This window comes from Bradyrhizobium sp. SZCCHNR1017, assembly GCF_032381375.1.
In the GTDB taxonomy this organism is placed as follows: domain Bacteria; phylum Pseudomonadota; class Alphaproteobacteria; order Rhizobiales; family Xanthobacteraceae; genus Bradyrhizobium.
In genome coordinates this window covers 38437-63261 of the sequence record NZ_JAUHIR010000014.1, presented here as the reverse complement: position 1 = coordinate 63261, position 24825 = coordinate 38437, and the positions used below count along the sequence as shown (strand labels likewise).

The 24825-nt window shown below is 65.8% G+C and carries 24 protein-coding genes; 9 read left to right on the top strand and 15 right to left on the bottom strand.

Features of this window, described 5'->3' with window-relative positions:
- Together hisE and QW863_RS28035 are read right to left on the bottom strand one after the other, a co-directional pair.
- Positions 1 to 402: a phosphoribosyl-ATP diphosphatase gene (gene hisE / locus QW863_RS28040; protein ID WP_315716291.1), complete on the bottom strand. Its 402-nt coding sequence runs from the start codon at positions 400 to 402 to the stop codon at positions 1 to 3.
- A gap of 105 nt (positions 403 to 507) precedes the next feature.
- Positions 508 to 909 carry a hypothetical protein gene (locus QW863_RS28035; RefSeq protein WP_315716292.1) on the bottom strand — a complete coding sequence of 134 codons (402 nt, stop codon included), beginning with the start codon at positions 907 to 909 and terminating at the stop codon, positions 508 to 510.
- A 276-nt stretch (positions 910 to 1185) separates the two neighbouring features.
- Here QW863_RS28035 and QW863_RS28030 point away from each other — a divergent pair, with 276 nt between their 5' ends.
- The 6 genes from QW863_RS28030 (at position 1186) to QW863_RS28005 (ending at position 8649) form a co-directional block, all read left to right on the top strand.
- Positions 1186 to 2241, top strand: a complete 1056-nt coding sequence (locus tag QW863_RS28030; protein ID WP_315716293.1) for an ABC transporter substrate-binding protein — start codon at positions 1186 to 1188, stop codon at positions 2239 to 2241.
- Between the two features lie 88 nt (positions 2242 to 2329).
- Positions 2330 to 4120, top strand: a complete 1791-nt coding sequence (locus tag QW863_RS28025) for a glucan ABC transporter ATP-binding protein/ permease (RefSeq protein ID WP_315716294.1) — start codon at positions 2330 to 2332, stop codon at positions 4118 to 4120.
- 173 nt (positions 4121 to 4293) lie between these two features.
- Complete coding sequence (locus QW863_RS28020) at positions 4294 to 5709, top strand: D-alanyl-D-alanine carboxypeptidase family protein (RefSeq protein ID WP_315716295.1); 1416 nt, start codon at positions 4294 to 4296, stop codon at positions 5707 to 5709.
- A gap of 191 nt (positions 5710 to 5900) precedes the next feature.
- Positions 5901 to 7592: a long-chain fatty acid--CoA ligase gene (locus QW863_RS28015; RefSeq protein ID WP_315716296.1), complete on the top strand. Its 1692-nt coding sequence runs from the start codon at positions 5901 to 5903 to the stop codon at positions 7590 to 7592.
- Positions 7593 to 7736: 144 nt separating this feature from the next.
- Positions 7737 to 8222 (top strand): peroxiredoxin, encoded by a 486-nt coding sequence (locus QW863_RS28010; RefSeq protein ID WP_315716297.1) that lies wholly within the window; start codon positions 7737 to 7739, stop codon positions 8220 to 8222.
- Between the two features lie 145 nt (positions 8223 to 8367).
- Positions 8368 to 8649 carry a hypothetical protein gene (locus QW863_RS28005; RefSeq protein WP_315716298.1) on the top strand — a complete coding sequence of 94 codons (282 nt, stop codon included), beginning with the start codon at positions 8368 to 8370 and terminating at the stop codon, positions 8647 to 8649.
- On the opposite strand, the gene rnhA is transcribed toward QW863_RS28005, so the two are convergent.
- The 3 genes from rnhA to ispH form a co-directional block, all read right to left on the bottom strand.
- Entirely contained in the window at positions 8646 to 9110 is a 465-nt protein-coding gene (gene rnhA / locus QW863_RS28000; protein ID WP_315716299.1) for a ribonuclease HI, read from the bottom strand. The genes QW863_RS28005 and rnhA overlap by 4 nt on opposite strands.
- Positions 9107 to 10081 carry a homoserine kinase gene (locus QW863_RS27995; RefSeq protein WP_315716300.1) on the bottom strand — a complete coding sequence of 325 codons (975 nt, stop codon included), beginning with the start codon at positions 10079 to 10081 and terminating at the stop codon, positions 9107 to 9109. Before QW863_RS27995 ends, rnhA begins: the two co-directional genes overlap by 4 nt.
- 147 nt (positions 10082 to 10228) lie before the next feature.
- Positions 10229 to 11197, bottom strand: a complete 969-nt coding sequence (gene ispH, locus QW863_RS27990) for a 4-hydroxy-3-methylbut-2-enyl diphosphate reductase (protein WP_315716301.1) — start codon at positions 11195 to 11197, stop codon at positions 10229 to 10231.
- Positions 11198 to 11464: 267 nt separating this feature from the next.
- Between ispH and QW863_RS27985 the strand changes: the two genes are divergently transcribed.
- Positions 11465 to 12160 carry a DUF1013 domain-containing protein gene (locus QW863_RS27985; protein WP_315716303.1) on the top strand — a complete coding sequence of 232 codons (696 nt, stop codon included), beginning with the start codon at positions 11465 to 11467 and terminating at the stop codon, positions 12158 to 12160.
- Positions 12161 to 12446: 286 nt separating this feature from the next.
- On the opposite strand, the gene QW863_RS27980 is transcribed toward QW863_RS27985, so the two are convergent.
- The 5 genes from QW863_RS27980 to QW863_RS27960 all read right to left on the bottom strand — a co-directional run bounded on the left by QW863_RS27980 (position 12447) and on the right by QW863_RS27960 (position 17994).
- On the bottom strand, positions 12447 to 13178 hold the full coding sequence (locus QW863_RS27980) for an OmpW family protein (RefSeq protein ID WP_315716304.1): 732 nt from the start codon (positions 13176 to 13178) through the stop codon (positions 12447 to 12449).
- Positions 13179 to 13361: 183 nt separating this feature from the next.
- On the bottom strand, positions 13362 to 13634 hold the full coding sequence (locus QW863_RS27975; RefSeq protein ID WP_315716305.1) for a hypothetical protein: 273 nt from the start codon (positions 13632 to 13634) through the stop codon (positions 13362 to 13364).
- 98 nt (positions 13635 to 13732) lie between these two features.
- Positions 13733 to 15637, bottom strand: coding sequence for a propionyl-CoA synthetase (locus tag QW863_RS27970; protein WP_315716306.1), 1905 nt, complete (start codon positions 15635 to 15637; stop codon positions 13733 to 13735).
- A gap of 123 nt (positions 15638 to 15760) precedes the next feature.
- Entirely contained in the window at positions 15761 to 17143 is a 1383-nt protein-coding gene (locus QW863_RS27965; protein ID WP_316235510.1) for a tetratricopeptide repeat protein, read from the bottom strand.
- Positions 17144 to 17244: 101 nt separating this feature from the next.
- Positions 17245 to 17994 (bottom strand): tetratricopeptide repeat protein, encoded by a 750-nt coding sequence (locus QW863_RS27960; protein ID WP_315716460.1) that lies wholly within the window; start codon positions 17992 to 17994, stop codon positions 17245 to 17247.
- Between the two features lie 325 nt (positions 17995 to 18319).
- Between QW863_RS27960 and QW863_RS27955 the strand changes: the two genes are divergently transcribed.
- Positions 18320 to 19090, top strand: a complete 771-nt coding sequence (locus tag QW863_RS27955; protein ID WP_315716308.1) for a hypothetical protein — start codon at positions 18320 to 18322, stop codon at positions 19088 to 19090.
- Between the two features lie 147 nt (positions 19091 to 19237).
- Here QW863_RS27955 and QW863_RS27950 read toward each other — a convergent pair whose 3' ends face one another.
- The 5 genes from QW863_RS27950 to QW863_RS27930 all read right to left on the bottom strand — a co-directional run bounded on the left by QW863_RS27950 (position 19238) and on the right by QW863_RS27930 (position 24332).
- Positions 19238 to 20038, bottom strand: coding sequence for an SDR family oxidoreductase (locus QW863_RS27950; protein WP_315716309.1), 801 nt, complete (start codon positions 20036 to 20038; stop codon positions 19238 to 19240).
- Between the two features lie 23 nt (positions 20039 to 20061).
- Positions 20062 to 20436, bottom strand: a complete 375-nt coding sequence (locus tag QW863_RS27945; RefSeq protein ID WP_315716310.1) for a DUF1850 domain-containing protein — start codon at positions 20434 to 20436, stop codon at positions 20062 to 20064.
- A complete protein-coding gene (locus QW863_RS27940) occupies positions 20433 to 22526 on the bottom strand; it encodes a TRAP transporter permease (RefSeq protein ID WP_315716461.1) in 2094 nt (697 codons plus the stop codon). The genes QW863_RS27945 and QW863_RS27940 overlap by 4 nt, the downstream gene beginning before the upstream one ends.
- 156 nt (positions 22527 to 22682) lie before the next feature.
- The gene (locus QW863_RS27935) at positions 22683 to 23645 is read right to left on the bottom strand and encodes a TAXI family TRAP transporter solute-binding subunit (protein WP_315716311.1); all 963 of its coding nucleotides are present in this window, start codon (positions 23643 to 23645) and stop codon (positions 22683 to 22685) included.
- Between the two features lie 210 nt (positions 23646 to 23855).
- The gene (locus QW863_RS27930; protein ID WP_315716312.1) at positions 23856 to 24332 is read right to left on the bottom strand and encodes a hypothetical protein; all 477 of its coding nucleotides are present in this window, start codon (positions 24330 to 24332) and stop codon (positions 23856 to 23858) included.
- A gap of 173 nt (positions 24333 to 24505) precedes the next feature.
- Here QW863_RS27930 and QW863_RS27925 point away from each other — a divergent pair, with 173 nt between their 5' ends.
- Positions 24506 to 24808, top strand: coding sequence for a hypothetical protein (locus tag QW863_RS27925; RefSeq protein WP_315716313.1), 303 nt, complete (start codon positions 24506 to 24508; stop codon positions 24806 to 24808).
- Positions 24809 to 24825: the final 17 nt, after the last annotated feature.

Genomic DNA, 24825 nt, shown 5'->3' with positions numbered 1-24825 from the left:
CTAGTGCCGCTTGCGGATGGTCCGGCTTTCGGCCGCGACGATCGGTCGCCCCGCCACCCGTCCGGGCGCGGCCTTGGCGACCTTTACCGGCGATTTCGGCAGCTTCTCGGCGATGCCGAGCATCAGCTCGCGCCGTTCCATCTCGCGCCAGACGTCCTCGGGCTGGACATCGAGCTCGGCCCACAGCACGGCCAGATTGTAGATCAGGTCGGCGCTTTCGCGCACCACGGCCTGGGCGTCGCCGCCGACGGCATCGATCGCAACCTCGATCGCCTCCTCGGCGAGCTTCTTGGCCATCTTGGCCGTGCCCTGCTGCATCAGCTTGGCCGTGCGCGATCGCGCGGGGTCGAGATCCCTGGCCGCCAGGACAGCGCGATAGAGCCGATCGATCGAATCAGTCATCTGGCCACAATAGTTAAATTCGATGGTCCGCATATTAACGTTCGCGGCAGGCAAGAAAAAATCCGCCGGCACGGCGGCCGGCGGATCGTTTCGTCCGATCTCACATCACCAATGCGGGTGATGGTAATAGCCGCCACCGTAATAGGGGCCGCCGCCGTAATACTGATAGCGCGGTCCGTAGCCATAATAGGCCGGCCGGCCATAGTAATAGTTGTCCTCGTAGTAGGAGCGGCGGTTCTGCGTCGCCGCGATGGCAAGTCCGGTGCCGACGATCCCGGCGAACGCCGCCGCAGCCGCCGCGCCACCGTTGCCGCGATAGTGGCGCCGGCGCGCGCTGACATCGGTCAGGCCGCCATCATTGGCCGTCTTGGCGACGACGCCCTTCTCGGCCGGCGCGGAGCCGGCAAAGGCGAGTGTCGGCTGCACGGCCGTCAAAGTCACCGCGGCCACCGTCGCCAGGACGGTAGCACGGCCAAAGCGTGAAAAACTTCCGCGCTGTGCGATCATGTGGATCCTCCGTACGATCTAATCTCGGGTACCAACTCGCGAACTGCGCCCACAGTTCCCCTCGCGAAACCCGGAGTCGAAGCCGCAAATCGCCGCAGGCCTTGCTCATGGACCGTTCACATTCGATCCGACATGATCAGGCACCGCCGGCCCCGAGCGGCAGCGACACCGCGACGTTGTCACGAAATTGACATCTCGATCCCGCGATGGCCGGCGAACTGATTAGAATACCGGCGTGACAAGACCGGTACGGCCTGCGAATACCGGCGTGACATGATGCGCATGCGACGACCCGTCACCCTGCTTGCCTTGGCGCTCCTCGCCGCCTTCGTCGTGCCCTCATGCCTGTCGAGAGAGGAAGCCGCAGCGGAGGAGCCGAAACGTCCGGTCGCCGTCATGTTCGCGCTGGATCGGCCGCTCGATGGCAGCATGGCGCCACTGGTCCTCGCCGCCAGCCGCGGGCTGTTCGCCACCGAGGGCGTGACCGTCACCATCACCACGGCCAAGGGCTCTCCCGATGCGATCGCGCGGGTGGCCTCCGGCGAGACCGACATGGCGCTCGCCGACATCAACGAGCTGATCCGCTATCGCGACGCGTCGAACAGCCAGCCGGTCAAGGCCGTGTTCGTGCTGTTCAACAGGGCGCCTTATGCGATCATCGCGCGCAGGAGTCGCGGCATCAACGGGCTCGGCGACATCGAAGGCAAGACGCTCGGCGTCGCCGAGGGCGATCTCTCGATCCGGCTGTGGCCGGCGGTCGTGAGGCACAACCATCTCAGGCCCGAGACCATCAAGCTGTCGCGCGTTGGCGCGGCCGTGCGCGAGCCGATCCTGTCCGCCGGCCAGGTCGATGCCGTCAGCGGCTTCTCGTATCTCTCGGCGATCAATCTGCGCGACCGCGGCGTGCCCGCCGCCGATCTCGCGGTGCTGCGCTTCGCGGATTATGGCTGCGAGGCCTATGGCCATGCGGTGATCGTCAATCCCGGCTTTGCGGCCAAGCAGCCGGCGGCGGTGAAGGGCTTCCTGCGCGCGCTGACATCGGGGCTCCAGCTTGCCATCAAGGACCCTGCCGGCGCGATCGCCGACGTGGTGAGCCGGATGGATGACGGCTCCCGCGAGCTCGAGCTGCAGCGGCTGCAGAGCGTGCTCGTCGACAACGTGCTGACGCCGGACGTCCGCCGCGATGGCATCGGCGGCATCGAGCCCGCCCGGTTCGAGCGGGCCCTCGACCAGCTCGCCGAGGACGGCAAATTCCACCACAAGCGTCCGCAACCCGCCGACATCTTCGACGACAGCTTCCTGCCGCCCGCCGACAGCCGGCTCGTCAACTGAGCGCTCGCCGCGGCGGCCGTTCCCTTGCTAACATGGTGCCGCGCGCGCCCAGCGCTGATTCCAACTGCCGACACGAAGCGCCCCGCCCATGTCCCTGCTCCGCATCTATGCCCGCGTGCTCCATCTGCTCGGAAAGGAGGCGCGGCTCGGCTGGTTTCTCGCGATTGCCAACCTGGCGCTGGCGGTGGCGCAGTTCGCCGAGCCGGTGCTGTTCGGACGCATTGTCGACTCGCTCTCCAGCAAGGCCTCGGCCAGCACCGCCTGGCCGCTGCTCGCGGCCTGGGCCGGATTCGGCCTGTTCACGATTCTGGCCAGCGCCTGGGTCGCGCTGCAGGCCGACCGTCTGGCGCATCGCCAGCGCCACGCGGTGCTGACGAGCTATTTCGAGCACATTTTGCAGCTGCCGCTGACGTTCCATTCCGGCACCCATTCCGGCCGGCTGATGAAGGTGATGATCAACGGCACCGACGCGCTGTGGAAGCTGTGGCTGTCGTTCTTCCGCGAGCACTTCGCCGCGATCATGTCGGTGCTGGTGCTGCTGCCGCTGTCGCTCTATCTGAACTGGCGGCTCGCGATCCTCTTGTTCGTGCTGTGCGTCGTGTTCACCGTGCTGACGACGCTGGTGGTGCGCAAGACCTACGGCATGCAGAGCGAGGTCGAGGAGCATTACAGCGACCTGTCGGCGCGTGCCTCCGACGCGCTCGGCAACGTCGCGCTGGTGCAGAGCTTCGTGCGCATCGATGCCGAGGTGCAGGGCCTGCGCACCGTCGCCGGACAATTGCTGTCGGTGCAGATGCCGGTGCTCGGCTGGTGGGCGCTGGTGACGGTCATCACGCGTGCCTCGACCACCATCACCGTGCTCGCGATCTTCACGCTCGGCATCGCCCTGCATCAGGCCGGGCTGACGTCGGTGGGCGAGATCGTGATGTTCGTGTCGTTCGCGACCATGCTGATCCAGAAGCTGGAGCAGGTCGTGTCCTTCATCAACAACGTGTTCATGGAGGCGCCGCGGCTGGCCGAGTTCTTCACCGTGCTCGATGCCGTGCCGGCCGTGCGCGACCGCCCCGACGCGATCGAGGTCGGCCGTCTCTCGGGCCTGGTCGAATTCAACGATGTGTCGTTCTCCTATGACGGCAAGCGGCCGGCGGTGGAGGACCTCACTTTCACCGCGCTGCCTGGCCAGACCATCGCGCTGGTCGGCCCGACCGGCGCCGGCAAGTCGACGGCGATCGCGCTCCTGCATCGCGCCTTCGATCCGCAGTCGGGCTTCATCAAGATCGACGGCATGGATGTGCGCGGATTGAAGCTCGCGGCGCTGCGCCGGAACATCGGCGTCGTGTTCCAGGAGGCGCTCCTGTTCAACCGCTCGATCCGCGAGAACCTTTTGGTCGGCAAGCCTGACGCGACCGACGAGGAGCTGCGCACCGCCGCCGCGCGCGCCCAGGCGCTCGACTTCATCGATCGTGCCGACCAGGGTTTCGATACCAACGCGGGCGAGCGCGGCCGCATGCTGTCCGGTGGCGAGCGCCAGCGGCTCTCGATCGCGCGTGCCCTCTTGAAGGATCCACCGATCCTGATTCTCGACGAGGCGACCTCCGCGCTCGATGCCGTCACCGAGGCCAAGCTCAACGCGGCGCTCGACGAGGTGATGAGGGGACGCACGACCTTCGTGATCGCACACCGGCTCTCGACCATCCGCAACGCGACGCGAATCCTGGTGTTCGAGAACGGACGCGTGATCGAAAGCGGAACGTTCGATGAACTCGTCGCCAAGGGCGGCCACTTCGCGGAACTCGCGAAGGCCCAGTTCATGGTGCAGGAGAGCGCGCGCGCGACTCTCGCAGTGCCCGAGAGCGACGGCACCATCGTCAAGACCTGATCGCGGGACGCTTTCATCGTGGAATTGAATGGCTCGCCTCTGTTCGCCAGCGTCGAGCCGGTATAGGTTCGCGGCCTGCCGCAACCAAAGCGGCGCCGGACACGCTTGAAACCCGAAAGCCCGCTTGCCCACCTCGCCGCGCGAGGCGGGTCTCAAAGGACCGGACCAGACCAGTGCAGACGCTTCGCCTGTTGTTCCGCTACGCCCCGATCAAGATCATCGCTCTCGCTGCCGCTCTCGTGCTCGCGCCGCGCTGGGCCCATGCCGAGGCGCTGCTGCTCGTCGAAGCCGACACAGGCAAGGTGCTGGAGGCGCAGAACGCGACCTATCCGTGGTACCCTGCATCGGTCACCAAGCTGATGACGGCCTATGTCACCTTGAAGGCGGTCAAGGACGGCAGGATCACGCTCGACACGCTGTTCACGGTCTCACCGACCGCGGCATCACAGTCGCCGTCGAAGATGGGCTATCGGCCCGGCACGCAGGTCACCGTCGACAACGCACTGAAGATGATGCTGGTGAAGTCCGCCAATGACATGGCGGTGGTCTTGGCCGAGGGCGTCGGCGGCTCCATCGACGGCTTCTCGGCGATGATGAACGACACCGCCCGCAAGCTCGGCATGACGCAGACCAGCTACGTGAATCCGAACGGACTGCCTGCCGACGGCCAGATCACCTCGGCGCGTGATCTCGCGATCCTGGCGCGCGCCATCATCCGCGATCTTCCCGAGTACGAATATTTCGTCCACATCCCGTCGATCCGCTACGGCCGCCGCGTCGTGCAGAACTTCAACAAGCTGATCGGGCGCTATCCCGGCGCCGACGGTTTCAAGACCGGCTTCATCTGCGCCTCCGGCTACAATCTCGTGGCGTCGGCGACCCGCAACGGCAAGCGCCTGATCGCGGTGGTGCTCGGCGCCTCCTCGGGACAGATGCGCGCCGTGCGCGCGATCCAGATGCTGGACCGTGGCTTCAACGGCAACCAGCTGAGCTGGCTGAAGTCGCCGCTGGGCACGGTCGATCAGTTGCCCCCCGTCGACGCGACGCCGCCCAACCTGCGCGACGACATGTGCAACGGCCGCCGCCACCGACCAGCCAGCGACGACGACGAGGACACCGTTGCCGGTGCGGACGGCGAAGCGACCGGCGGCACCCTGCTCGCCGGCCTGCAGACGCCGACCATGAAGCCGTCCGAGCTGCTGGCGGCGGCGCCCGCCCCGTCCGAGCCGGTGCTGGTCTACACCGGCCCGACGCGCACCGGCGCGGCGCTGATCGCCGCCGTCGCCGCCGATGCCGACGCGCAGACGCCGGCCAGGCACCGCGGCAAGAAGGCGCATGCCGCCGCCCGGAAGGACGCCAAGCCGGCGACCCGGACCGCCGCCAAGACCGATGCGGATGCGAAGGCCGCTGCGAAGCCGCAGGCCAAGCCGGCTGAGGCCAAGCCGGGCGCGGCCCGCCACGTCGCCGCCAAGCACGAAGCCGGCGGAAAAACGGCGGAAAAAGCCGGCTCCGACGCGCCCAAGCCCACCAAACCCAAGGCTGCCGCAAAGCCGAAGACGGACGGCAAGCCCGCGCCGAAGGACGGCTGATCCCGCGCGGCGCATACGGCCGCAGCCAGCAATTGGCACGGGCCCTCGGCCCGGATCGCCCGTCCCTCCCCTTTCGTCGCCGCGCCGGCCGCTTGCCTTGAACCGCCGGAAATTCGATATTGGCGCCGCCGGCCCGAGCGAGGCCGGCGGCTGCCGATAGACGAACAAGAGACGATCAGAGAGGAAGGGTCATGGAGCGCATCTGGCTCAAGCACTATCCGGCCGGCGTTCCCGCCGATATCGATCCGGGCAAATACCCGTCGCTCGTCGACCTGCTGGAAGAGAGCTTCAGGAAATTCGCCGATCGCCGCGCCTTCATCTGCATGGACAAGGCGATCAGCTATCGCGAGCTCGACGATATGTCGGTCGCGATGGGCGCCTATCTGCAGGGCCTGGGGCTGGCAAAGGGCGCGCGCGTCGCGCTGATGATGCCGAACGTGCTGCAATATCCGATCGCGATCTCCGCGGTGCTGCGCGCGGGCTACACGGTCGTCAACGTCAACCCGCTGTACACGCCGCGCGAGCTCGAGCACCAGCTCAAGGATTCCGGCGCCGAGGCGATCATCGTGCTGGAGAACTTTGCCCACACGGTGCAGCAGGTGGTCGGCCACACCCAGGTCAAGCATATCGTCGTCGCCAGCATGGGCGACCTGCTCGGCTTCAAGGGCGTGATCGTCAACCTCGTCGTCCGCCGCCTGAAGAAGATGGTGCCGGCGTTCTCGCTGCCGGGCGCGGTCCCCTTCAACGATGCGCTCGCCGCCGGCCGCGGCAAACGCTTCCAGAAGCCCACCATCGGTCCGGACGACGTCGCCTTCCTGCAATATACCGGCGGCACCACCGGCGTCTCCAAGGGCGCCACGCTGCTCCACCGCAACGTCGTCGCCAACGTGCTGCAGAACGATGCGTGGCTGCAGCCGGTGATGGACAAGCCGCCGCATGTCGATCAGCTGCTGATCGTCTGCGCGCTGCCGCTCTACCACATCTTCGCGCTGACCTGCTGCTTCCTGCTCGCGGTGCGCGCGGGCGGCGCCAATCTCTTGATCCCCAATCCGCGCGACATCCCCGGCTTCATCAAGGAGCTCATGAAGTATCAGGTCACCACCTTCCCGGCCGTCAACACGCTCTACAACGGCCTGCTGCATCATCCTGACTTCCGCAAGATCGATTTCTCCAAGCTGAAGGTCTCCAACGGCGGCGGCATGGCCGTGCAGCGCCCGGTGGCCGAGCAGTGGAAGCAGGTGACGGGCTGCAGCATCGCCGAAGGCTACGGCCTGTCGGAGACCGCGCCGGTGCTGACCTGCAACGTGCCGACCTCGACGGAATTCACCGGCACCATCGGCCTGCCGCTGCCGTCGACCTGGCTCTCGATCCGCGATGACGACGGCAACGAAGTGCCGCTGGGACAACCCGGCGAGATCTGCGCCAAGGGCCCGCAGGTGATGGCAGGCTACTGGAATCGTCCCGACGAGACCGCCAAGGTGATGACGGCGGACGGCTTCTTCCGCACCGGAGACGTCGGCGTCATGGCCGCGGACGGCTCGGTCAAGATCGTGGACCGCAAGAAAGACATGATCCTGGTCTCCGGCTTCAACGTCTATCCGAACGAGGTCGAAGAGGTCATCGCGACCCATCCGGGCGTGCTGGAGACCGCCGTGATCGGGCTGCCGGATGAGAAGACCGGCGAGGTCGTCAAGGCGTTCGTGGTGAAGAAGGATCCCAACCTCACCTCCGAGGACATCATCAAGCACTGCCACGAGCAGCTCACGAACTACAAGGTGCCGAAGCAGATCGAGTTCAGGACCGAGCTGCCGAAGACCAATGTCGGCAAGATCCTGCGCCGCGAGCTGCGCGACGAGAAGAAGAAGCCGGCAGCAGCGGCCTGAGTCCATTGGCGCCGCGAATCCCGGCGCACGATGAGGGACGTGCGATGACGGATACGTGATCACGGCGGGCCGTTGCCGTTTCCGGCCCGCCGAATAGTGTAGCGCGCACCGCGCAAGACACATCCAGGGGAAGGAGTAACTCGAATGACCATCCAGGTTGGCGATAAGCTGCCGCAGGCCCAATTCCGCGTCATGACCGGCGAAGGCCCGCAGGTCAAAACCACCGACGACATCTTCAAGGGCAAGAAGGTCGCGCTGTTCGCGGTGCCCGGCGCCTACACCGGCACCTGCCACAAGATGCATCTGCCCAGCATCTTCCTCAATGCCTATGCGTTGAAGGACAAGGGCGTCGACACCATCGCGATCGTCTCGGTCAACGACGCCTTCGTCATGAACGCCTGGAAGCGCGACACCGACCAGCGCGACGAGGCCGTGTTCCTGGCCGACGGCAATGCCGAGTTCACCAAGGCGATCGGCATGGAGCTCGACGCGTCCGGCGCCGGCCTCGGCATCCGCTCCAAGCGCTATTCGATGCTGGTCGAGGACGGCGTGGTCAAGAAGCTGAACCTCGAAGCCGCGCCGGGCAAGGTCGAGGTCTCCGGCGGCGACACGCTGCTCGGGCAGCTTTAGGCCAGCATGGCTTGATCTGAATATGAAGGCCCGCGCTCACGTGCGGGCCTTTTGCTTATTTGGTCCTGCGTGCTGTTGCCGAACCGAGAAGAGTATCTGAAACGTTCTGTCGCTAGGGAGAGACAGGAGCAGGCTCGGAGGTCGTATGACAACAGTCCTGATCACCTGCGCCTTGGCCGTATTTTGCCTATGGCGCATGCGCCGCGCTCACGAGGATGCGGCAGAGCATTGGGCGAGCGGCTTGGCCCGCGACCCGCTCTACTGGATCGGCAGCGTCATGGCGCTGATCGTACTCGGATTGGCGATGTACATGGCCCGTGAGCACATGGGCTTCACGGGCGCAGGACGCTGGTTCTGGGGCGCAGAACTCATACTGATCGTTGCGACTCTCTTGGTCCGCCGGACGCTCAAATGGCGGTATGGCTAACTCCGCACGTTCTTCTGCATCCTGGCCATCGCCACGCCGTCGCGGGCGAGCTGATCGGCGCGCTCGTTCTCGGCGTGCCCGGCATGGCCCTTGACCCAGTGCCAGTTGACCTTGTGCGGCTTCAGCGCCGCGTCGAGCCGCTGCCACAGCTCGGCGTTCTTGACCGGCTTCTTGTCGGCGGTCTTCCAGCCGTTGCGCTTCCAGCCGTGGATCCATCCGGTGATGCCCTGCCGGACATATTGGCTGTCAGTGTAGAGCTCGACCTGACACGACTTCTTCAGCGCCTCCAGCGCCGAGATCGCGGCCATCAGCTCCATGCGGTTGTTGGTGGTGTGCGGCTCGCCGCCCTTGAGCTCTTTTTCCTTGTCGCCGAAGCGTAGGATCGCGCCCCAGCCGCCCGGCCCCGGATTCCCCGAGCAGGCGCCGTCGGTGTAGATGCTGACGACCGGATGCTCGCTCACGCCACTGCTCCACCGATGCCGTAGTCGCGCACGCTGGCCACCGCCTGGTGGAAGCGCAGCTTGCGGACATATTCGAGCGGGTCCTTGGGCCTGACCAGCGCCCCCGCCGGCACGTTGAGCCAGTCCACCAGCCGCGTCAGCAGGAAGCGGATCGCGGCGCCGCGCGCCAGCAGCGGCAGCGCCTCCAGCTCGGCGTCCGACAGCGGCCGGACGCGGCTATAGGCGTTGAAGAAGGCGCGCGCCTTGGTGACGTTCAGCGAATGATCGGCCTCGAAGCACCAGGCGTTGAGGCAGATCGCGACGTCATACGCCAGAATGTCGTTGCAGGAGAACGGGAAGTCGATCAGCCCCGAGAGCTTGTCGCCGAGGAAGAACACGTTGTCCGGAAACAGGTCGGCGTGGATGACGCCTTCCGGCAGATGCGTCGGCCAGGAGCGCCCGAGATGATCGAGCTCGGCGGAGAGCAGCGCGGAGAGGCCGGCCTGCACCGTGTCGGCGCGGTCGGCGGCCTGCGCGAACAACGACCGCCAGCCGGCGACCGAGAGCGGATTCTTGCGCACCAGCGGGAAGTCGCGTCCGGCCAGATGCATCTGCGCCAGCGCCGCGCCGACGCCGGCGCAGTGGGTGACGTTCGGCTTGCGCGGCCACATGCCTTCCAGGAAGTTGATGATCGCCGCGGGCCGGCCGGACAGGCTCGAATACACCGCCCCGTCGCGGTTGCGGGCGGGCTGCGGACAGCTCACGCCGCGCTCGGCGAGGTGGGCCATCAGCCCCAGAAAATACGGCAGGTCATCCACCGCCACGCGCTTCTCGTACAGCGTGAGGATGAAGGAGCCCTTGGTGGTGTGGAGCAGGAAGTTGGAGTTTTCGACCCCTTCGGCGATGCCCTTGTAAGAGAGCAGCTCGCCGATGTCGTAGGTCTTGAGGAAATCCGCAAGCTCGTCGGCGGCGACGTCGGTATAGACCGCCATGCGCTATCCCAGTTATCGAAGTTCGCCTGCCCCCGCCTCTCCGATGCGAACTTCGTCACCGAACAGGCCCGTAGCGCCCTTCATCGCGCATGCGGGCGCCACGTTCAAGGCCGAGAGGCCGCCGGGGGCGGAAAAGAAGCGGCCGACTTACTCGGCTGCCGCTTCCGGCCGGAGCGAGCGCGGCAGCGGGAAGAATTCGTTCTCTTCCGCCGCAGAGACCGTCTCGACATGGAGCACGTAGCGCTCGGCAAAGGCGCCCATGATCTCCTCGACGATCACCTCCGGCGCCGAGGCGCCGGCTGTGATGCCGAGGCTCTTGATGCCCTCGAAGCGCGCCCAGTCGATGTCCGAGGCGCGCTGCGCCAGCACGGCAATCGGGCAGCCCTCGCGCTCGGCGACCTCGCGCAGGCGCTGCGAGTTCGACGAGTTCGGCGCACCGACCACGATCAGCGCATCGACCACCGGGGCCACCTTCTTGACCGCCAGCTGGCGGTTGGTGGTGGCGTAACAGATGTCTTCCTTGTGCGGGCCCGAGATGTTCGGGAAACGGCCCTTGAGGATCGCGACGATATCCTTGGTGTCGTCGATCGACAGCGTGGTCTGGGTGACGAAAGCGAGGTTGTTGGGGTCTTTCGGGGTGAAGGTCGCCGCGTCCTCGGCGGTCTCGATCAGCGTCACGGCGCCGGCCGGAAGCTGGCCGACGGTGCCGACCACCTCCGGATGGTGCGAATGGCCGATCAGCAGGATCTCGCGGCCGCGCTTGAAGTGGATCGCCGCCTCGCGGTGGACCTTGGTCACCAGCGGGCAGGTCGCGTCCAGGGAGAAGAAGTTGCGCGCCTGGGCCTCGGCCGGAACCGATTTCGGCACGCCATGGGCCGAGAACACCACCGGTGCATTGGTACTGTCGGGAATCTCCGCCAGTTCCTCGACGAAGATGGCGCCCTTGGTCTTCAGGCTGTCGACGACGTATTTGTTGTGCACGATCTCGTGGCGGACATAGACCGGGGCGCCATAGATGGCGAGCGCCCGTTCCACGGTGTCGATGGCGCGCACCACGCCGGCGCAGAAGCCGCGCGGCGAGCAAAGCACGATTTTGAGGTCTGGTTTGGCTGCCATGGGGCTGGTCTGAGCTGATCTATGCGGGCTGGTTTCGGCGACCACGGACCCCCGGGCCGGCAAGCGGGGGCGGTCGATACGCGAAGAACTTGGGTCTGACACTCGTTTGGGTAGGACTTGGGACTGCTTTCGAGCGCTGTCAAGGCCGTTTTCTCCAGGCCATTGCGCCCTGCCCCCGGGACGGCTTATATAGGGCCAATTCCCGTCATCGCCGATGACCGCAGGTTTCGCCTCCAGGGCCGGGGCGGAGCACAAAGGAGATTTGCCATGAGCAACGCCCCGCTGATGCCGAAGGCAACTGCCGTGTGGCTGGTCGACAATACCGCCTTGACCTTCGACCAGGTCGCCGATTTCACCAAGATGCACCCGCTGGAGGTGCGCGCCATTGCCGACGGGGACGCCGCCCAGGGCATCAAGGGCATGGATCCGATCTCGACCGGGCAGCTCACCCGCGAGGAGATCGAGAAAGCCGAGCGCGACCCGAATTACCGGCTCCGGCTGCAGGAGAGCAAGGTGGTGCTGCCGCCGCAGCCCAAGCGCAAGGGCCCCCGCTACACCCCGGTGTCGCGCCGCCACGAGCGCCCGAGCGCCATTCTCTGGCTGGTGCGGAACCATCCCGAGCTCAAGGACGCCCAGATCATGCGCCTGGTCGGCACCACCAAGACCACGATCGCGAGCGTGCGCGACCGCACCCATTGGAACGCGCAGACGCTGACGCCGATGGATCCGGTGACGCTCGGCCTGTGCTCGCAGATCGAGCTCGACTTCGAGGTCCAGCGTGCCGCCAAGGAAAAGCCGCTCGACGCCAATTACAGCGGCGCCACCCTGCTCCCGGCCTCCGAGACCACGCGCAAGGACGAGTACGAGCCGGCGGGCCGCGATGAGGACGATCTCAACGTCGACGCCGTGTTCGCCAAGCTCAAGACCATCGGCGGCAAGAAGCAGGACGACGAGGAAGAGTAGGACGGGCACCTCCTGTCCTCGGGTCAATTCACGCGCGACTGCCCCACCATCGGTGTCGTCCCTGCGAACGCAGGGACCCATAACCACAGGATTGCGTGACGGCTCAAGCTGGCTGTAACTCAGCGCGTCTTTCCTCCCTCCCGCTGCGGCGTATGGGTCCCGGCTCAAGGCCGGGACGACACCTGTTTTACAGGCCCGAGCCCGAGCTTCGCGACCCGCAAACAGTCCAAAAAAAATGGCGCCGGGAATGCCGGCGCCATGACAGTCTTGGGAGGAACTGAAAAAATCAGAACTTGTAGGTGACGCCGACGCCGACCAGCCACGGATCGATGTTGGCGCGGCCGGTGACCGGAATTGCGCCGTTGACGGTCGCCGAGTAGTTCGGCTGCAGCCACAGCTTCTTGACGTCGACGTTCAGGCCCCAGTGCCTGTCGAGCATGTAGTCGAAGCCGAACTGGACCGCGGCACCCCACTGGTTGGAGATGTGCAGGTTGGTGACGGCAAGACCGTTCCACACCTGGTTCGCGGCGCTCTGGTTGAAGAAGACCGTGTAGTTCACGCCCGCGCCGACATAGGGCTTGAACGCGCCGAAATCGGTGAAATGATACTGCAGCGTCAGCGTCGGCGGCAGCAACCAAGCCTTGCCGATGTTGAGACCGTCGAGCGAGCCGGTGCCGCCGATGGAATGCCGGGTGACGCCGAGGATCAGCTCGGCCGCGATGTTCTTGGTGAAGAAGTAGCTGATGTCGAGCTCGGGCACGACCGAGTTGGAGATCGACAGGCCGGAGTTCGGCGACGACAGCGCCGGCACGCCGGTCACGTTCACGGTGGAGCCGCCAGCATCCGGCAGCACGCCGAGCGCGCGCACACGAAGCATCCACGGATTCCACGCTTCGACCACCGGCGCCTTGGTGTAGACCGGCGCCGCCTGCAGGTCGGCTGCTTGCGCCGAGCCCATGGCTCCGCAGATCGCCGCCAGCACCAGCAGCGATGACGAGAGTTTCAAGATTCTGTTCATCGAGGTCCCCATAACCACCCTTGAGCAACATTTGCGCGGGCACAGCCGCGCCTTGCGGTCACAGGTGTGGCAGGGACGCCATGGGCTTGGATTTGATCTCAATCAATCGGCATTGTTGCAGCGCCGATGTCACGCAACTGTTGCATCGAAGTCACGCGCCATGAGAGGCGCTTGCACTGGCGCTCAGGGCCGGTCGGGGTGGTTCATCATGTATTCGCCGAGATCGCGCTGCCGGCGGTCGGCACGTGCCTCGGCGCGCTGCCGCTGCACGTCGCGGTCCTTGCGGCAGGCGACATATTCGGCGGAGCCCGGCGCGACCTTGCCACCGGCCTGACAGACCGCATCATCGTCGTCATTGCCGAGCGCCACCGCGGGACCCTGGTTGCGGGAGGCGCAGGCCGAGAGCGAAAATACGGCCATCAGCACCAGGGCCAGGCGGGCGGAGGTCTGTCGCATCGAACGTTCCATTCTCGTCAATCGGGCCGGTCTGACGCCGTTGCTTGACGAGAATGGACGCCCGGGTCAAGCCCGGGTCACCTTTCAGCGGCGTCGTGTCAGACGCGGCTCTTCAGCGCCTCGCCGATTTCCTCGAGCACCTTGGGATCCTCGATCGTGGCCGGCATGCTCCATTGCTCGCCGTCGGCGATCTTCTTGATCGTGCCGCGCAGGATCTTGCCGGAGCGCGTCTTCGGCAACCGGCCGACGGTGATGGCGAGCTTGAACGCAGCGACCGGTCCGAGCTTGTCGCGTACCAGCGCCACGATCTCCTTTTCGATCTGCGACGGGCTGCGCGAGACACCGGCCTTGAGCACGATGAAGCCGCACGGCACCTCGCCCTTGATCGCATCCTTGATGCCGAGCACGGCGCATTCCGCGACGTCGGGATGCGAGGCCAATATCTCTTCCATGCCGCCGGTCGACAGCCTGTGGCCGGCGACATTGATGATGTCGTCGGTGCGGCCCATCACGAAGACATAGCCGTCCTCATCCTTGTAGCCGGCGTCTGACGTCTTGTAGTAGCCGGGGAATTCGCTGAGATAGGATTCCTTGAAGCGGTCCTCCTGCTGCCACAGGGTCGGCAGGCAGCCGGGCGGCATTGGCAGCTTGATCACGATCGAGCCCATGGTGTTGGCGGGCACCGGCTTGGCGGCCTCGTCGACGATGTCGACCTGGTAGCCCGGCATCGGCACCGTCGGCGAGCCGTGCTTCACGGGCAACAGGCCAAGGCCGACCGGATTGCCGGCGATGCACCAGCCGGTCTCGGTCTGCCACCAATGATCGATCACCGGCACCTTCAATTGCTGCTCGGCCCATTCCACCGTCGGCGGATCGGCGCGCTCGCCGGCCAGGAACAGGGTGCGGAAATGCGATAGATCGTATTTGCGCAAGAAAGTACCTTCCGGATCCTCCTTGCGGATGGCGCGGAATGCCGTGGGCGCGGTAAACAGAGCGACCGCCTTATGATCGCTGATGACGCGCCAGAACGCGCCGGCATCGGGCGTTCCGACCGGCTTGCCCTCATACATCACCGAGGTCGCGCCATGGATCAGCGGGCCGTAGATGATGTAGCTGTGGCCAACCACCCAGCCGATGTCGGAGGCGCACCACCAGACCTCACCCGGCTTGATGCCGTAGAGATTCTCCATCGACCATTTCAGCGCGACGAGGTGCCCGCCATTGTCCCGCACCACGCCCTTCGGCTTGCCGGTCGTGCCGGAGGTATAGAGGATGTAGAGCGGATCGGTCGCCAGCACCGGCACGCACGGCGCCAGCTTGCCATTGGCGAGCGCAGATTTGCGCAGCGCCGCCCAGTCGTAATCGCGGCCGGGCTTCAGCTCGCAGACATGCTCGGGACGCTGCAGGACGATGCAGGCCTTGGGCCTGTTGTCGGCGAGCTCGATCGCCTGATCGAGCAGAGGCTTGTATTGCACGATGCGGCCGGGCTCGATGCCGCAGCTCGCCGACAGCACGAGCTTGGGCGTGGCGTCGTCGATGCGGGTCGCGAGCTCCTTGGCCGCGAAGCCGCCGAACACCACCGAATGCACCGCGCCGATGCGCGCGCAGGCCAGCATCGCGACCATCGCCTCGGGCACCATGGGCATATACAGGATGACGCGGTCGCCCTTGCCGACGCCGAAATCCTGCATGATCGCGGCGAGCGTCTGCACCTCCTTCAGCATCTCGGCATAGGTGAGCTTCGTGACCGAGCTGGCGAGCGGCGAATCGTGGATCAGCGCCAGTTGATCGCCGCGGCCGGCGGCGACGTGGCGGTCGAGCGCGTTGTAGCAGGTATTGACGACGGCCCCCGCAAACCAGCGGCCGTAGGCGCCCATCGCGGGATCGAAGATGGTCTTGGCCGGCTCGATCCAGTCGATCGCGCGGGCGGCCTCGGCCCAGAACCCTTCCGGGTCCTGCAGCGACCGTGCATGGACCTCGTGATAGCGGCTCGCAGCGCTCATGACGTTTCCCCAAGATCTGTGTTTATTCCCGAGTATTGTCACGGGACAAAGCGACAGTTCAAGCCGTCATGAATTGATCCAGATCAGGCAGGCCCGGACGTCCGCGCCATTTTCCGGGCCGGATCAATGCGCTCCATCGCGGAGGGTATCCAGGCGACGCTGCAGGGCTAGACGAAGGTCGTAGCCGGGCTTGCCGAACCGGGCATTGCGCTCCGCGATGAAGTCACGCTGCGTTCCGCGCAGCTCGGCAGCGGCGCGGCCGCGGGAGGACTTCAAGCGCCGGGCATAGCTTTCGGAAATGCCGAGATCGAGCACCGAGAGCTGCGGGTCGGCGCAGATGACCTTCTCGACCTCGCGCGCGGCCGTGGCGCAATCGAACGACGGACCGCTTCGCTCTGACGGCGCGTTCAACGGACGCGGCGGCTCGGCGCCGAACTTCTTGATCTCGGCCAGCATGACGCGCCGGCCGGCGATGGCATTGTCGTTGCCGGGATCCAGCCGCAGCGCGGCCTCGTAGTCGGCCAGCGCCTTGGCGCGCTCGCCCATCTTCTTGTACAGCACCGCCCGGTTGTTGTAGGCGAGCGCGAAATTCGGATCGAGCCGCAGCGCGGCGTCGTAGTCGCTGAGCGCCGCGCCGAGCTCGCCCTTGAACTGATGGGAATCGCCGCGGTTGGTGAAGAAATTTGCCCGCTGCTCCATCCTGATCGCCTGATCATAATCGGCGATCGCCTTGTCGTACTCCTTCATGGCGGCGTAGGTGAGGCCACGATTGTCGTAATATTCCGACACCTTCGGATCGCGCCGGATCGCCTCATCGTCATCGGCCAGCGCCTTGTCCATCTGGCCGAGCTTCTTGTAGGCCGCGGCACGGTTGGTGAATGTGCGCGGCCGTTTCGGGTCGAGCCGGATCGCCTCGTCATAGTCGCGCACGGCCTTCTCGTTGTCGCCGCGCAGGTAGAAGGCGACGCCGCGGTCGGCAAAGGCCTGCGCGTAGTCGGGCTTCAGCCGGATCGCCTGGTCGTAGTCGGCCAGAGCGCGATCAAGACGGCGCTGCTCGGTATAGACAACGCCACGCAGCTCATAGGCTTCGGCGTCATTCGGATCGAGCGAGATCGCCATGCTCAGATCGGCCGCCGCCCTGCCGGCATCGCCACCGGCTTCGCGCATCAGGTCGCCACGCAGCCGATAGGCGCGCGCATTCTTGCCGTCGAGCGCGATGGCACGGTCGAGGTCCTTCAGGGCCTGGGTCAGGCCGCCCGAGGTACGCGCACGGGCATCGGCGCGGGCAACCAAGGCGATGGATTGATCCTTCGGCGAACTCGATGCCTGCTCGATTGCGGTCGAGCAGGCGGTGATGAGCTCGGACGGGGGCGCCTTGCTGCCCAAAGCGCATTCGGGGTCCGCGGCGAATGCAGGCTGGGCCCCGAGGCCAAGGACAAGACCGGCTGCAAGACCCAGCGCGAGGTAGGATGAGCAGGATGAAATCGAACGAATGAAAGCGTGCATCGGCATGGACTCGGCTCGAATTTCGACTGTTGCGGGTGAGACGCTGATCTCCCCCGTTGTCGTCTCCGGCCGGAACCCGGTTCAAGCGGCCACGCCGATGGTTAATAGCCGTCGACGCCGTTCAGCCGCCGCAGGCGGTCCTCCATCGCCTTCTTGAGATCGTAGCCGGGCTTGCCAAAGCCGGCGTTGCGCCGCGCGATGAACGCGTCCTGCTCGCGCTGCAGGGCGCGGGCTGCGGCGGGGCCGGCCGCCTCGCGAACGACGCGGGCCTGCGCGCCGTCGATCTCGCGATCGAGATTGGCGAGCTCCGGATCGGCGCAGATCGCCTTCTCCACGGCGCGCCGCGCCGTGGCGCAATTGAAGCTCGGCCGCCCCGCGACGGCCATCTGCGCGCCCAGGCGCTCGAGCTCCACAGCGAGTGCGTGGTAGTTGCTGCGGGCGCTGGCGTGATCCGGATTGAGCCGCAGCGCCGCGGCGAAATCGGCCAGCGCCTTCGGACGGTCGCCCTTCTTGCGATGCAGTTCGCCGCGCGCGTTGAAGATGCTGGCGAGGGTCGGGTCGAGCTGCAAGGTCACGCCGTAATCGGCGATGGCGCGATCGATCTCACCCCTGGTGATGAAGATCGAGGCGCGCGCGATCAGTGCGTTGATGCGATCGACCCTCGCGGCCTTGGGATTGTCGATCACGGCGCCGCATTCGGTGAGCACCTTGTCGCCATCGTGCGCCTCCGAGGCCGCGATGCAGGCACCGGCATCCACCGCCGGCTCCTTGCCGGGCTCGGCCGCGCCGACCGCATGGGCCTGGGTCGAGACCAGCCATCCGAGCGTGACCAGCGCGGCCAGGCGCAGCACCCCATCCCGGCGATCGGCAGCAGCCCACGAGGAGACGGATGCGGTCAAGGCAGATGGCTCTCTCAGGTCGTGGGCGATCCGGCACGGCGCGCGGGGGGCGCAATCGCTGCCGCGGCACTTCAACTATACAGCGGCAGCAGCGGTGCGACAGTCCCTTTCCGGGAGAAGGCGACCTTTGCGAACGGGAGCTCGCGAGTGGATTGCGGCCTCGACTGAAATGCGCGTGATCGTGCCGCGCATTTCCCTCAAGATGTTGTGGATGCGCACCCCGGCGACGTCCTCGGTCGCCATTTGAACCTGTTGCGGTCCCCGCAGACACAACCGCATGACTATTCTGACCGACAATTCGCGCGCACGCGGCGTCGTTGCGTCCCCTGCGCGCTATTTCTATTTCAACATGGCTCTGGCCTGCATGGCCATTGCGATCATCGGCTTCGCACCGACCTACTGGCTGCCACTGGCCCGCCGCTCATTCTCCGGCGCGCCCGTGATTCATTTCCATGGCTTCCTGTTCTTCGCCTGGACTCTGTATTTCGCGCTGCAGAGCTGGCTTGCCGCATCCGGACGCACGGCGCGGCACCGCTCGCTCGGCATCTTCGGCGTATCGCTCGCCACGGCGATGACGATCTTTGGCTTCCTCGTTGCCATCGAGGCGATGAAGCGCTCCGCGGCGATGGGTCAGGCCAACGAGGGCATCGCCTTTGCCATCGTGCCCCTCAGCGGCATCGCCTTCTTCGCCGTGGTCTTTGCGCTCGCGGTTGTCCATCTGCGCCGGCCGGAAACGCACAAGCGGCTGATGCTGCTCGCCGGCATCTCGCTGCTCGACGCCGCCGTGGCGCGCTGGTTCCTGACATTCCTGGCGCCGCCCGGCCCGCTCGGCCCGCCGCCGGTGTTCGTGACGATCCCACCGGCCTTCGTCGCCTACCTGCTGCTCGTCGTCGCGATCGTCCACGACCGCCGCACGTTCGGACGCGTCCACCGGGTCTACGTCTATGGCGGGCTGGCGCTGATCGCCGTGAAGCTCCTGAACTGGCCGATCAGCATGACCTCGACGTGGCATGCGATTGCAGGCGGCATGCTGGCGATGGCGCAATAGCCGCAGCGCTGATCTCTCCTGTAACACGCGTCATTGCGAGGAGCCGAAGGCGACGAAGCAATCCAGGGCTTCCTGGAGACTTCCGCCTTCGCTCTTCGAGCGACGGCGGACACATCGCGTTGCTCGCAATGACGCGCGCGGCGAGACCTAACTCCGGCAGGTCAGCCCGCCATCCACCACCAGCATGGTGCCGGTGACATAGCGCGACTCGTCGGAGGCGAGGAACAAGGCGGCATTGGCGACGTCGAAGGCGTCGCCCATGTGCCCCATCGGCACCTGCGCATCACGCTTGCGCCACATCTCCTCGACATCGCCCTTGGCGTAGCTCGCGGCCAGCCCCGCTGAGTGCTCGACCATCGGCGTCTTCATGAGCCCGGGCAGGATCGCATTGACGCGGACGTGCTTCGGCGCGAACTCGACCGCGGTCGTGCGCGTCATCTGGTTCATCGCAGCCTTGCTGGCGCCATAGCTGACATAGGAGATGCCGACCTGGCGGATCGAGGCGACAGAAGAGATGTTGATGATGGAGCCGCCGCCCTGCCCGATCATCACCGGAATGACGTGCTTCATGGCGAGATAGGCGCTCTTGAGGTTGACCGCGAACACGCGATCCCACTCGGCCTCCTCGACATCGACGACGCTGCCCATCTCGGCGATGCCGACATTGTTGTCGAGCACGTCGATACGGCCATAGGCGGCAACGCAAGCCTTCACCATCGCCTCGACCTCGACGGCCTTCGAGACGTCGGCGGTGAACGCCTCGGCCTGCCCGCCTTCGCCTGAAATGATCGAGGCGGTCTCCGCGGCGGCGTCCTTGTTGCGGTCGACGCAGAACACCTTGGCGCCCTGCCGCGCAAAGGTCACGGCCGTGGCCTTGCCGTTGCCCCAGCCCGGCCCGATCGAGCCCGCACCGACCACCAGCGCCACCTTGCCCCTGAGACGATCCATCGTGTTCTCCCGTCGCTTATTCGTTATTCGGTACAGGCGCTCATCGTGATGGTCGCTGCGCCGATGTCATGGCCGAAGATGTCCGACAGCGTCCGGCATTGCCCGTCCGCGCAGATGCGCCACTCGCCGGCCGCGCCGGAATTGGCGAGCACGATCCGCGACAGCGGCCCCCGCTGGGTCTGCCACTGGAACCAGCCGTCGACCAGCCGCGCCTCCGGCGGCGGCTCCATGCCCGCGCCGGAGCCCTTGACGCGCGCCTGCACCAGTTCGAGACCGTCAGACGTGACGCGCCAGTCCTCCTGCCACGCGGTCTTCTCGACCGAGTGGGTCCAGGCCAAGGTGAAGCCGGCGAGGGTCAGCGCCTTCACCACACCTGATGAGGCGAGGCAGAGGCTCAAGCGGAGGCCGCCACGGCAGCCGGCGGCCGCTGCCGCCACTGCCACGCCACGATCACCACCGCCAGCGCGAAGCCCAGCACGTCACTGTAGGGAAATTCGCCGAGCAGGCAGACGGACGCGACAAACGCCAGCAGCCGCTCGACCAGGGTCATGCGCACGTACAGGAAGCCGATCGCCACCATGCCGAACAGGCCGATCGAGATCAGCGCCTTGACGGAGGCATACGCCACCGCGCCGATGAAGCCGAGTTGCGCCTCCATCGGGTCACCTGGCTGCAGCATCAGCGCGGGCGAGTAGACGAACAGGAACGGAATGACGTAGCCGGCGAGCGCGATCCGCATCGCCTCCCAGCCGATCTTGTCGGGATTCTCCTTGGCGATCGGGGCGGCCGCCAGCGCGGCCAGCGCGACCGGCGGCGAAAGGTCGGCCATGATGCCGTAGTAGAACGCGAACATGTGGCTCGCGATCAGGGGCACGCCCAGCTTGGCGAGCGCGGGGGCCGCCAGTGCCGCGGTGATGATGTAGGTCGGGATGGTCGGGATGCCGGTGCCGAGCAGGATCGACAGCAGCATGGTCATGATCAGCGCCGCGAACAGGCTGGTCTTGCCGAGGCCGATCACCCAGCTTCCGAAGATCGAGCCGACGCCGGTCTGCGTCATCATGCCGATGATGACGCCGACGATGGCGCAGGCCATGCCGACGGTCAGCGCCGACTTCGCACTTTCGGCCAGGGAATCGCGGCAGGCGTGCAAGGTGCCCATGCCGCCGCGCACGAAGCCTGTGATGACGATGAGCGCAACGACGACGGAGGCGACGGGAATGATCTGCAGGCCGTTGCGCGACAGCGCGCCGACGACGAGCGCGAGCCCGATCCAGAAGACGTAGCGCAGCACCTGGTTGGAGAAGCCCATCGTGATCGAGGTGCCCAGGATCAGCGCCACCGTCAGCGCGAGTCCCATCGAGCCCGCATACAGCGGCGTGAAACCCTCGAACAGCATGTAGACCAGCGCGGCGAGCGGCAGCACGAGATACCAGCGCGCCACCAGCGCCTTCCAGGCGCTCGGGATCTCCGACGGCTTCATGCCGGTCAGGCCGTGCTTGCCGGCCTCCAGATGCACCATCCAGAACGCCGAGGCGAAATAGAGAATGGCTGGAATGACCGCCGCCTTGACGATCACCGAGTAGTCGACGCCCAGGGTTTCGGCCATGATGAAGGCGACCGCGCCCATCACGGGCGGCATGATCTGTCCGCCCATCGACGCGGTGGCTTCGACGCCGGCCGCAAAGGCGCGGCGGTAGCCGAACCGGATCATCAGCGGAATCGTGAACTGGCCGACAGTGACGACATTGGCGACGCCCGAGCCGGAGATCGTGCCCATCATGCCGGAGGCGAACACCGCGACCTTGGCAGGACCGCCGCGGGTGCGACCGAACAGGCCGAGCGAGACGTCGGTGAACAGCTGGATCATGCCGGCATGCTCGAGGAACGAGCCGAACAGGATGAACAGGAAGATGTAGGTCGCCGAGACGTAGATCGGCACGCCGTAGAAGCCCTCGGTGCCGAAGGAGAGGTGTGTAATCACCTGATCGAAATCATAGCCGCGATGGTTGAGCGGCGCCGGCAGATACTGGCCGAAGAACCAGTACAACAGGCAGGCGCCGCACATCAGCGGCAGCGCGAGCCCCATCAGCCGGCGCGTGCCCTCGAAGATCAGTACCGCCAGCAGGGTTCCGACCACGAGATCGGTGCGCGTCGGATCGCCGTCGCGCGCGATCAGGTCGGCATAGAAAATCCACTGATAGAGGCCGCACAGGAAGCCGATGGCGCCGATGGTCCAGCCCGCGATGCGCCCGGCGTCGGTCCTGGCGGTGAAGTTGCCGATCAGGCCGAAGGTCAGCAGCAGTAGGAAGCCGACATGGACGCCGCGCACGACCTGGCTAGGCAGATAGTTGAAGGCGGCGACGTAGAGCTGGAATATCGCAAAGGCGAGCCCGATGCCGTAGGCGAGATAGCCCCAGCGGCCGGGGCCGAAGCCTTCCGGAAAGCCGTGCTCGAAATTGTCGAACTCGACCTTGACCGGCGTTTCCATGTTCACGGCTTCGATCGTCATGATCCCCCCAACGCGCCCATCAGGCGCTGCTGACCATGGCCGCAATCACCTGAACGACAAGACTGCGCGGAATGTTTCCCACGCAGCCGGTTGCGAATGATCCGGCCTACAAGGCAGGCCGGGCGAGCAGCGTCCTTATTTCAGGATGCCCTTTTCCTTGTAGTAGCGGATCGCGCCGGGGTGCAGCGGCACCGGGCTGTCCTGCGCCGCCGTCTCCAGCTTGATCTCCTTGCCGGCGGCGTGCGCATTGGCGAGCTCCGGCAGCGACTCGAAGATCAGCTTGGTCATCTGATAGGCGAGATCGTCGGATACCGCCGAGCTGGTGACGAGATAGTTGATCACGGCCGCGGTCGGCACGTCCTTGTCCTGGCCGGTATAGGTGTTGGCCGGGATGGTCGCCGCGACGAACGGGGGCCCGATCTTGTCGACGACCTCCTTCGGCACCGACACCACGGTGATCGGCGACGAGGTCGACAGATCCTTCAACGATGCGACGCCAAGGCCAGCCGACTGCAAGGTGGCGCCGAGCTGCCGGTTCTTCATCAGGTCGACCGATTCGGCGAACGGCAGATACTCCACCTTGCCGAGATCCTTGTAGCTCATGCCGGCGGCGGCGAGGATCGCGCGCGAGTTGAGCTCGGTGCCGGACTTCGGCGCGCCGACCGACAGACTCTTGCCCTTGAGATCCGCCAGCGTCTTGATGCCGGACTCGGCCGTCGCGACGATCTGGATGTAGTTCGGATAGATCGCGCCGATCGTGCGCAGCTTGTCCAGCTTGGTCTTGAAACCGGCCTCCTCCTCGCCGTTCCAGGCGGCCTTCAGGGAGTCGCCGAGCGCGAAGGCGAGCTCGCCGCGGCCCTGCTGCAGCAGGATCAGGTTCTCGACGGAGGCCTTGGTCGCCTGCACCTGGGTTTTCACATTGGGGATCTTGTCGCCGTAGATCTTCCCGATCGCGACACCGAGCGGATAGTAGACGCCCGACGTGCCGCCGGTGAGCACGTTGATGAAGCTCTGGGCCTGCGCCGCTGGCGCCGCGAGCAGACAGGCGGCTGCCAGAATGAAACCGGTTGCAGTGCCAGAGATTTTCGAGAAGCGCATGGATCCTCCCATTGATTTTGCCGCAAATTGGACGGCTGCGGGCGCGGGGTCAACCCATCCGAAAGACTGGCGCACCAGCCTCTCCCGCTCCCACGGCGCGAGGCCGGGACCGATGCGCGCCCCGCGTTCAATCTTACATTGACAGCACCACCAGCTTGAACCGCAGGTGCAGCCCAGAGGAGCGGGCCGCCTCGCTCGCAAGGCCGCCGGTCACTGGAACGTCATGTCGAGGCACTTGGAGATGTCCGAGCCGAGCCCGGACGAGATCGTCATGCAGCCGCGCACCTTCTGCTGGGTCGTATCCGCCACCCAGATCGAATAGCCGCCATTGCCGAAGAAGGAATTGGTGTTCGCCGGCTCGGTCTCGGTGGCGTCGAACTCATATTTGGAATCGGTGTCGAACACGCGCGGCTTCCTGGTGCAGCCGCCGTCGGTCTGGACGTTGATGACTTCCTTGTTGTCCCGGGTCAGCGACAGTGAGACCTGGCAGCGGAAATATTCCGAGGTCTTCACGTTGAAGAGGTAGGCGTAGGACTTGCAGACGGCCGTATTGAGCTTGCCGGCGGAGAGACCGCGGCTGCAGGCGATGCGCTGGTTGTTGGACAGCTTGAAGTCGTCGGCCCGGGCGGATGCCAACGTCACCAGCGACAACGCCGCAACCCAACCGATCTTCGTGACAAGGCTCATCCGAATCATCCCCAAATTGTTTTCTTGGCCTATGTTTCTAAACCACGCTGCAGGATAATCGCGAGATCGGCGAATGGAAAATCCGCCCAACGATCACTGCACTGCGACGGGGCGACGTTGACGTCGCGTCAGCGTTCGTGATTTGTTCGAGACGACATCGATTGGAGGAGGACATGAAGAGCTTGGTTCTGAAAGCCCTGATCGCCCTCGGTGCGCTGGGTGCACTGACCAGCGCGGTGCGCGCGGCGCCACCGGAGCCGTGGGAGCTGAAGCCCGACATGGGCTACGCCTATGGCAAGGATGGCCGGACGCTCGCCTACAAGATGGGCACCAAGAACGCCGACATGCTGCTCAAGGGCGCCAAGAAGGTACCGAAGGGCACGCTGTTCTTCGTCGGCCAGAACGGTCAGCTCTACATGCGGACGGCCCCCTATCTCGACGGCGACGGCAGCTTCTCGTTCGGCGCGGATGAGTAAGGACGAGCGAGCGCAGC

Excerpts from the sequence above, each read along its gene's own strand:
- hisE (WP_315716291.1), bottom strand. The coding sequence starts at position 402 with ATGACTGATTCGATCGATCGGCTCTATCGCGCTGTCCTGGCGGCCAGG.
- QW863_RS28035 (WP_315716292.1), bottom strand. The coding sequence starts at position 909 with ATGATCGCACAGCGCGGAAGTTTTTCACGCTTTGGCCGTGCTACCGTC.
- QW863_RS28030 (WP_315716293.1), top strand. The coding sequence starts at position 1,186 with ATGCGCATGCGACGACCCGTCACCCTGCTTGCCTTGGCGCTCCTCGCC.
- QW863_RS28025 (WP_315716294.1), top strand. The coding sequence starts at position 2,330 with ATGTCCCTGCTCCGCATCTATGCCCGCGTGCTCCATCTGCTCGGAAAG.
- QW863_RS28015 (WP_315716296.1), top strand. The coding sequence starts at position 5,901 with ATGGAGCGCATCTGGCTCAAGCACTATCCGGCCGGCGTTCCCGCCGAT.
- QW863_RS28010 (WP_315716297.1), top strand. The coding sequence starts at position 7,737 with ATGACCATCCAGGTTGGCGATAAGCTGCCGCAGGCCCAATTCCGCGTC.
- QW863_RS28005 (WP_315716298.1), top strand. The coding sequence starts at position 8,368 with ATGACAACAGTCCTGATCACCTGCGCCTTGGCCGTATTTTGCCTATGG.
- QW863_RS27995 (WP_315716300.1), bottom strand. The coding sequence starts at position 10,081 with ATGGCGGTCTATACCGACGTCGCCGCCGACGAGCTTGCGGATTTCCTC.
- ispH (WP_315716301.1), bottom strand. The coding sequence starts at position 11,197 with ATGGCAGCCAAACCAGACCTCAAAATCGTGCTTTGCTCGCCGCGCGGC.
- QW863_RS27985 (WP_315716303.1), top strand. The coding sequence starts at position 11,465 with ATGAGCAACGCCCCGCTGATGCCGAAGGCAACTGCCGTGTGGCTGGTC.
- QW863_RS27980 (WP_315716304.1), bottom strand. The coding sequence starts at position 13,178 with ATGAACAGAATCTTGAAACTCTCGTCATCGCTGCTGGTGCTGGCGGCG.
- QW863_RS27975 (WP_315716305.1), bottom strand. The coding sequence starts at position 13,634 with ATGCGACAGACCTCCGCCCGCCTGGCCCTGGTGCTGATGGCCGTATTT.
- QW863_RS27970 (WP_315716306.1), bottom strand. The coding sequence starts at position 15,637 with ATGAGCGCTGCGAGCCGCTATCACGAGGTCCATGCACGGTCGCTGCAG.
- QW863_RS27965 (WP_316235510.1), bottom strand. The coding sequence starts at position 17,143 with ATGCACGCTTTCATTCGTTCGATTTCATCCTGCTCATCCTACCTCGCG.
- QW863_RS27955 (WP_315716308.1), top strand. The coding sequence starts at position 18,320 with ATGACTATTCTGACCGACAATTCGCGCGCACGCGGCGTCGTTGCGTCC.
- QW863_RS27950 (WP_315716309.1), bottom strand. The coding sequence starts at position 20,038 with ATGGATCGTCTCAGGGGCAAGGTGGCGCTGGTGGTCGGTGCGGGCTCG.
- QW863_RS27940 (WP_315716461.1), bottom strand. The coding sequence starts at position 22,526 with ATGGAAACGCCGGTCAAGGTCGAGTTCGACAATTTCGAGCACGGCTTT.
- QW863_RS27935 (WP_315716311.1), bottom strand. The coding sequence starts at position 23,645 with ATGCGCTTCTCGAAAATCTCTGGCACTGCAACCGGTTTCATTCTGGCA.
- QW863_RS27930 (WP_315716312.1), bottom strand. The coding sequence starts at position 24,332 with ATGAGCCTTGTCACGAAGATCGGTTGGGTTGCGGCGTTGTCGCTGGTG.
- QW863_RS27925 (WP_315716313.1), top strand. The coding sequence starts at position 24,506 with ATGAAGAGCTTGGTTCTGAAAGCCCTGATCGCCCTCGGTGCGCTGGGT.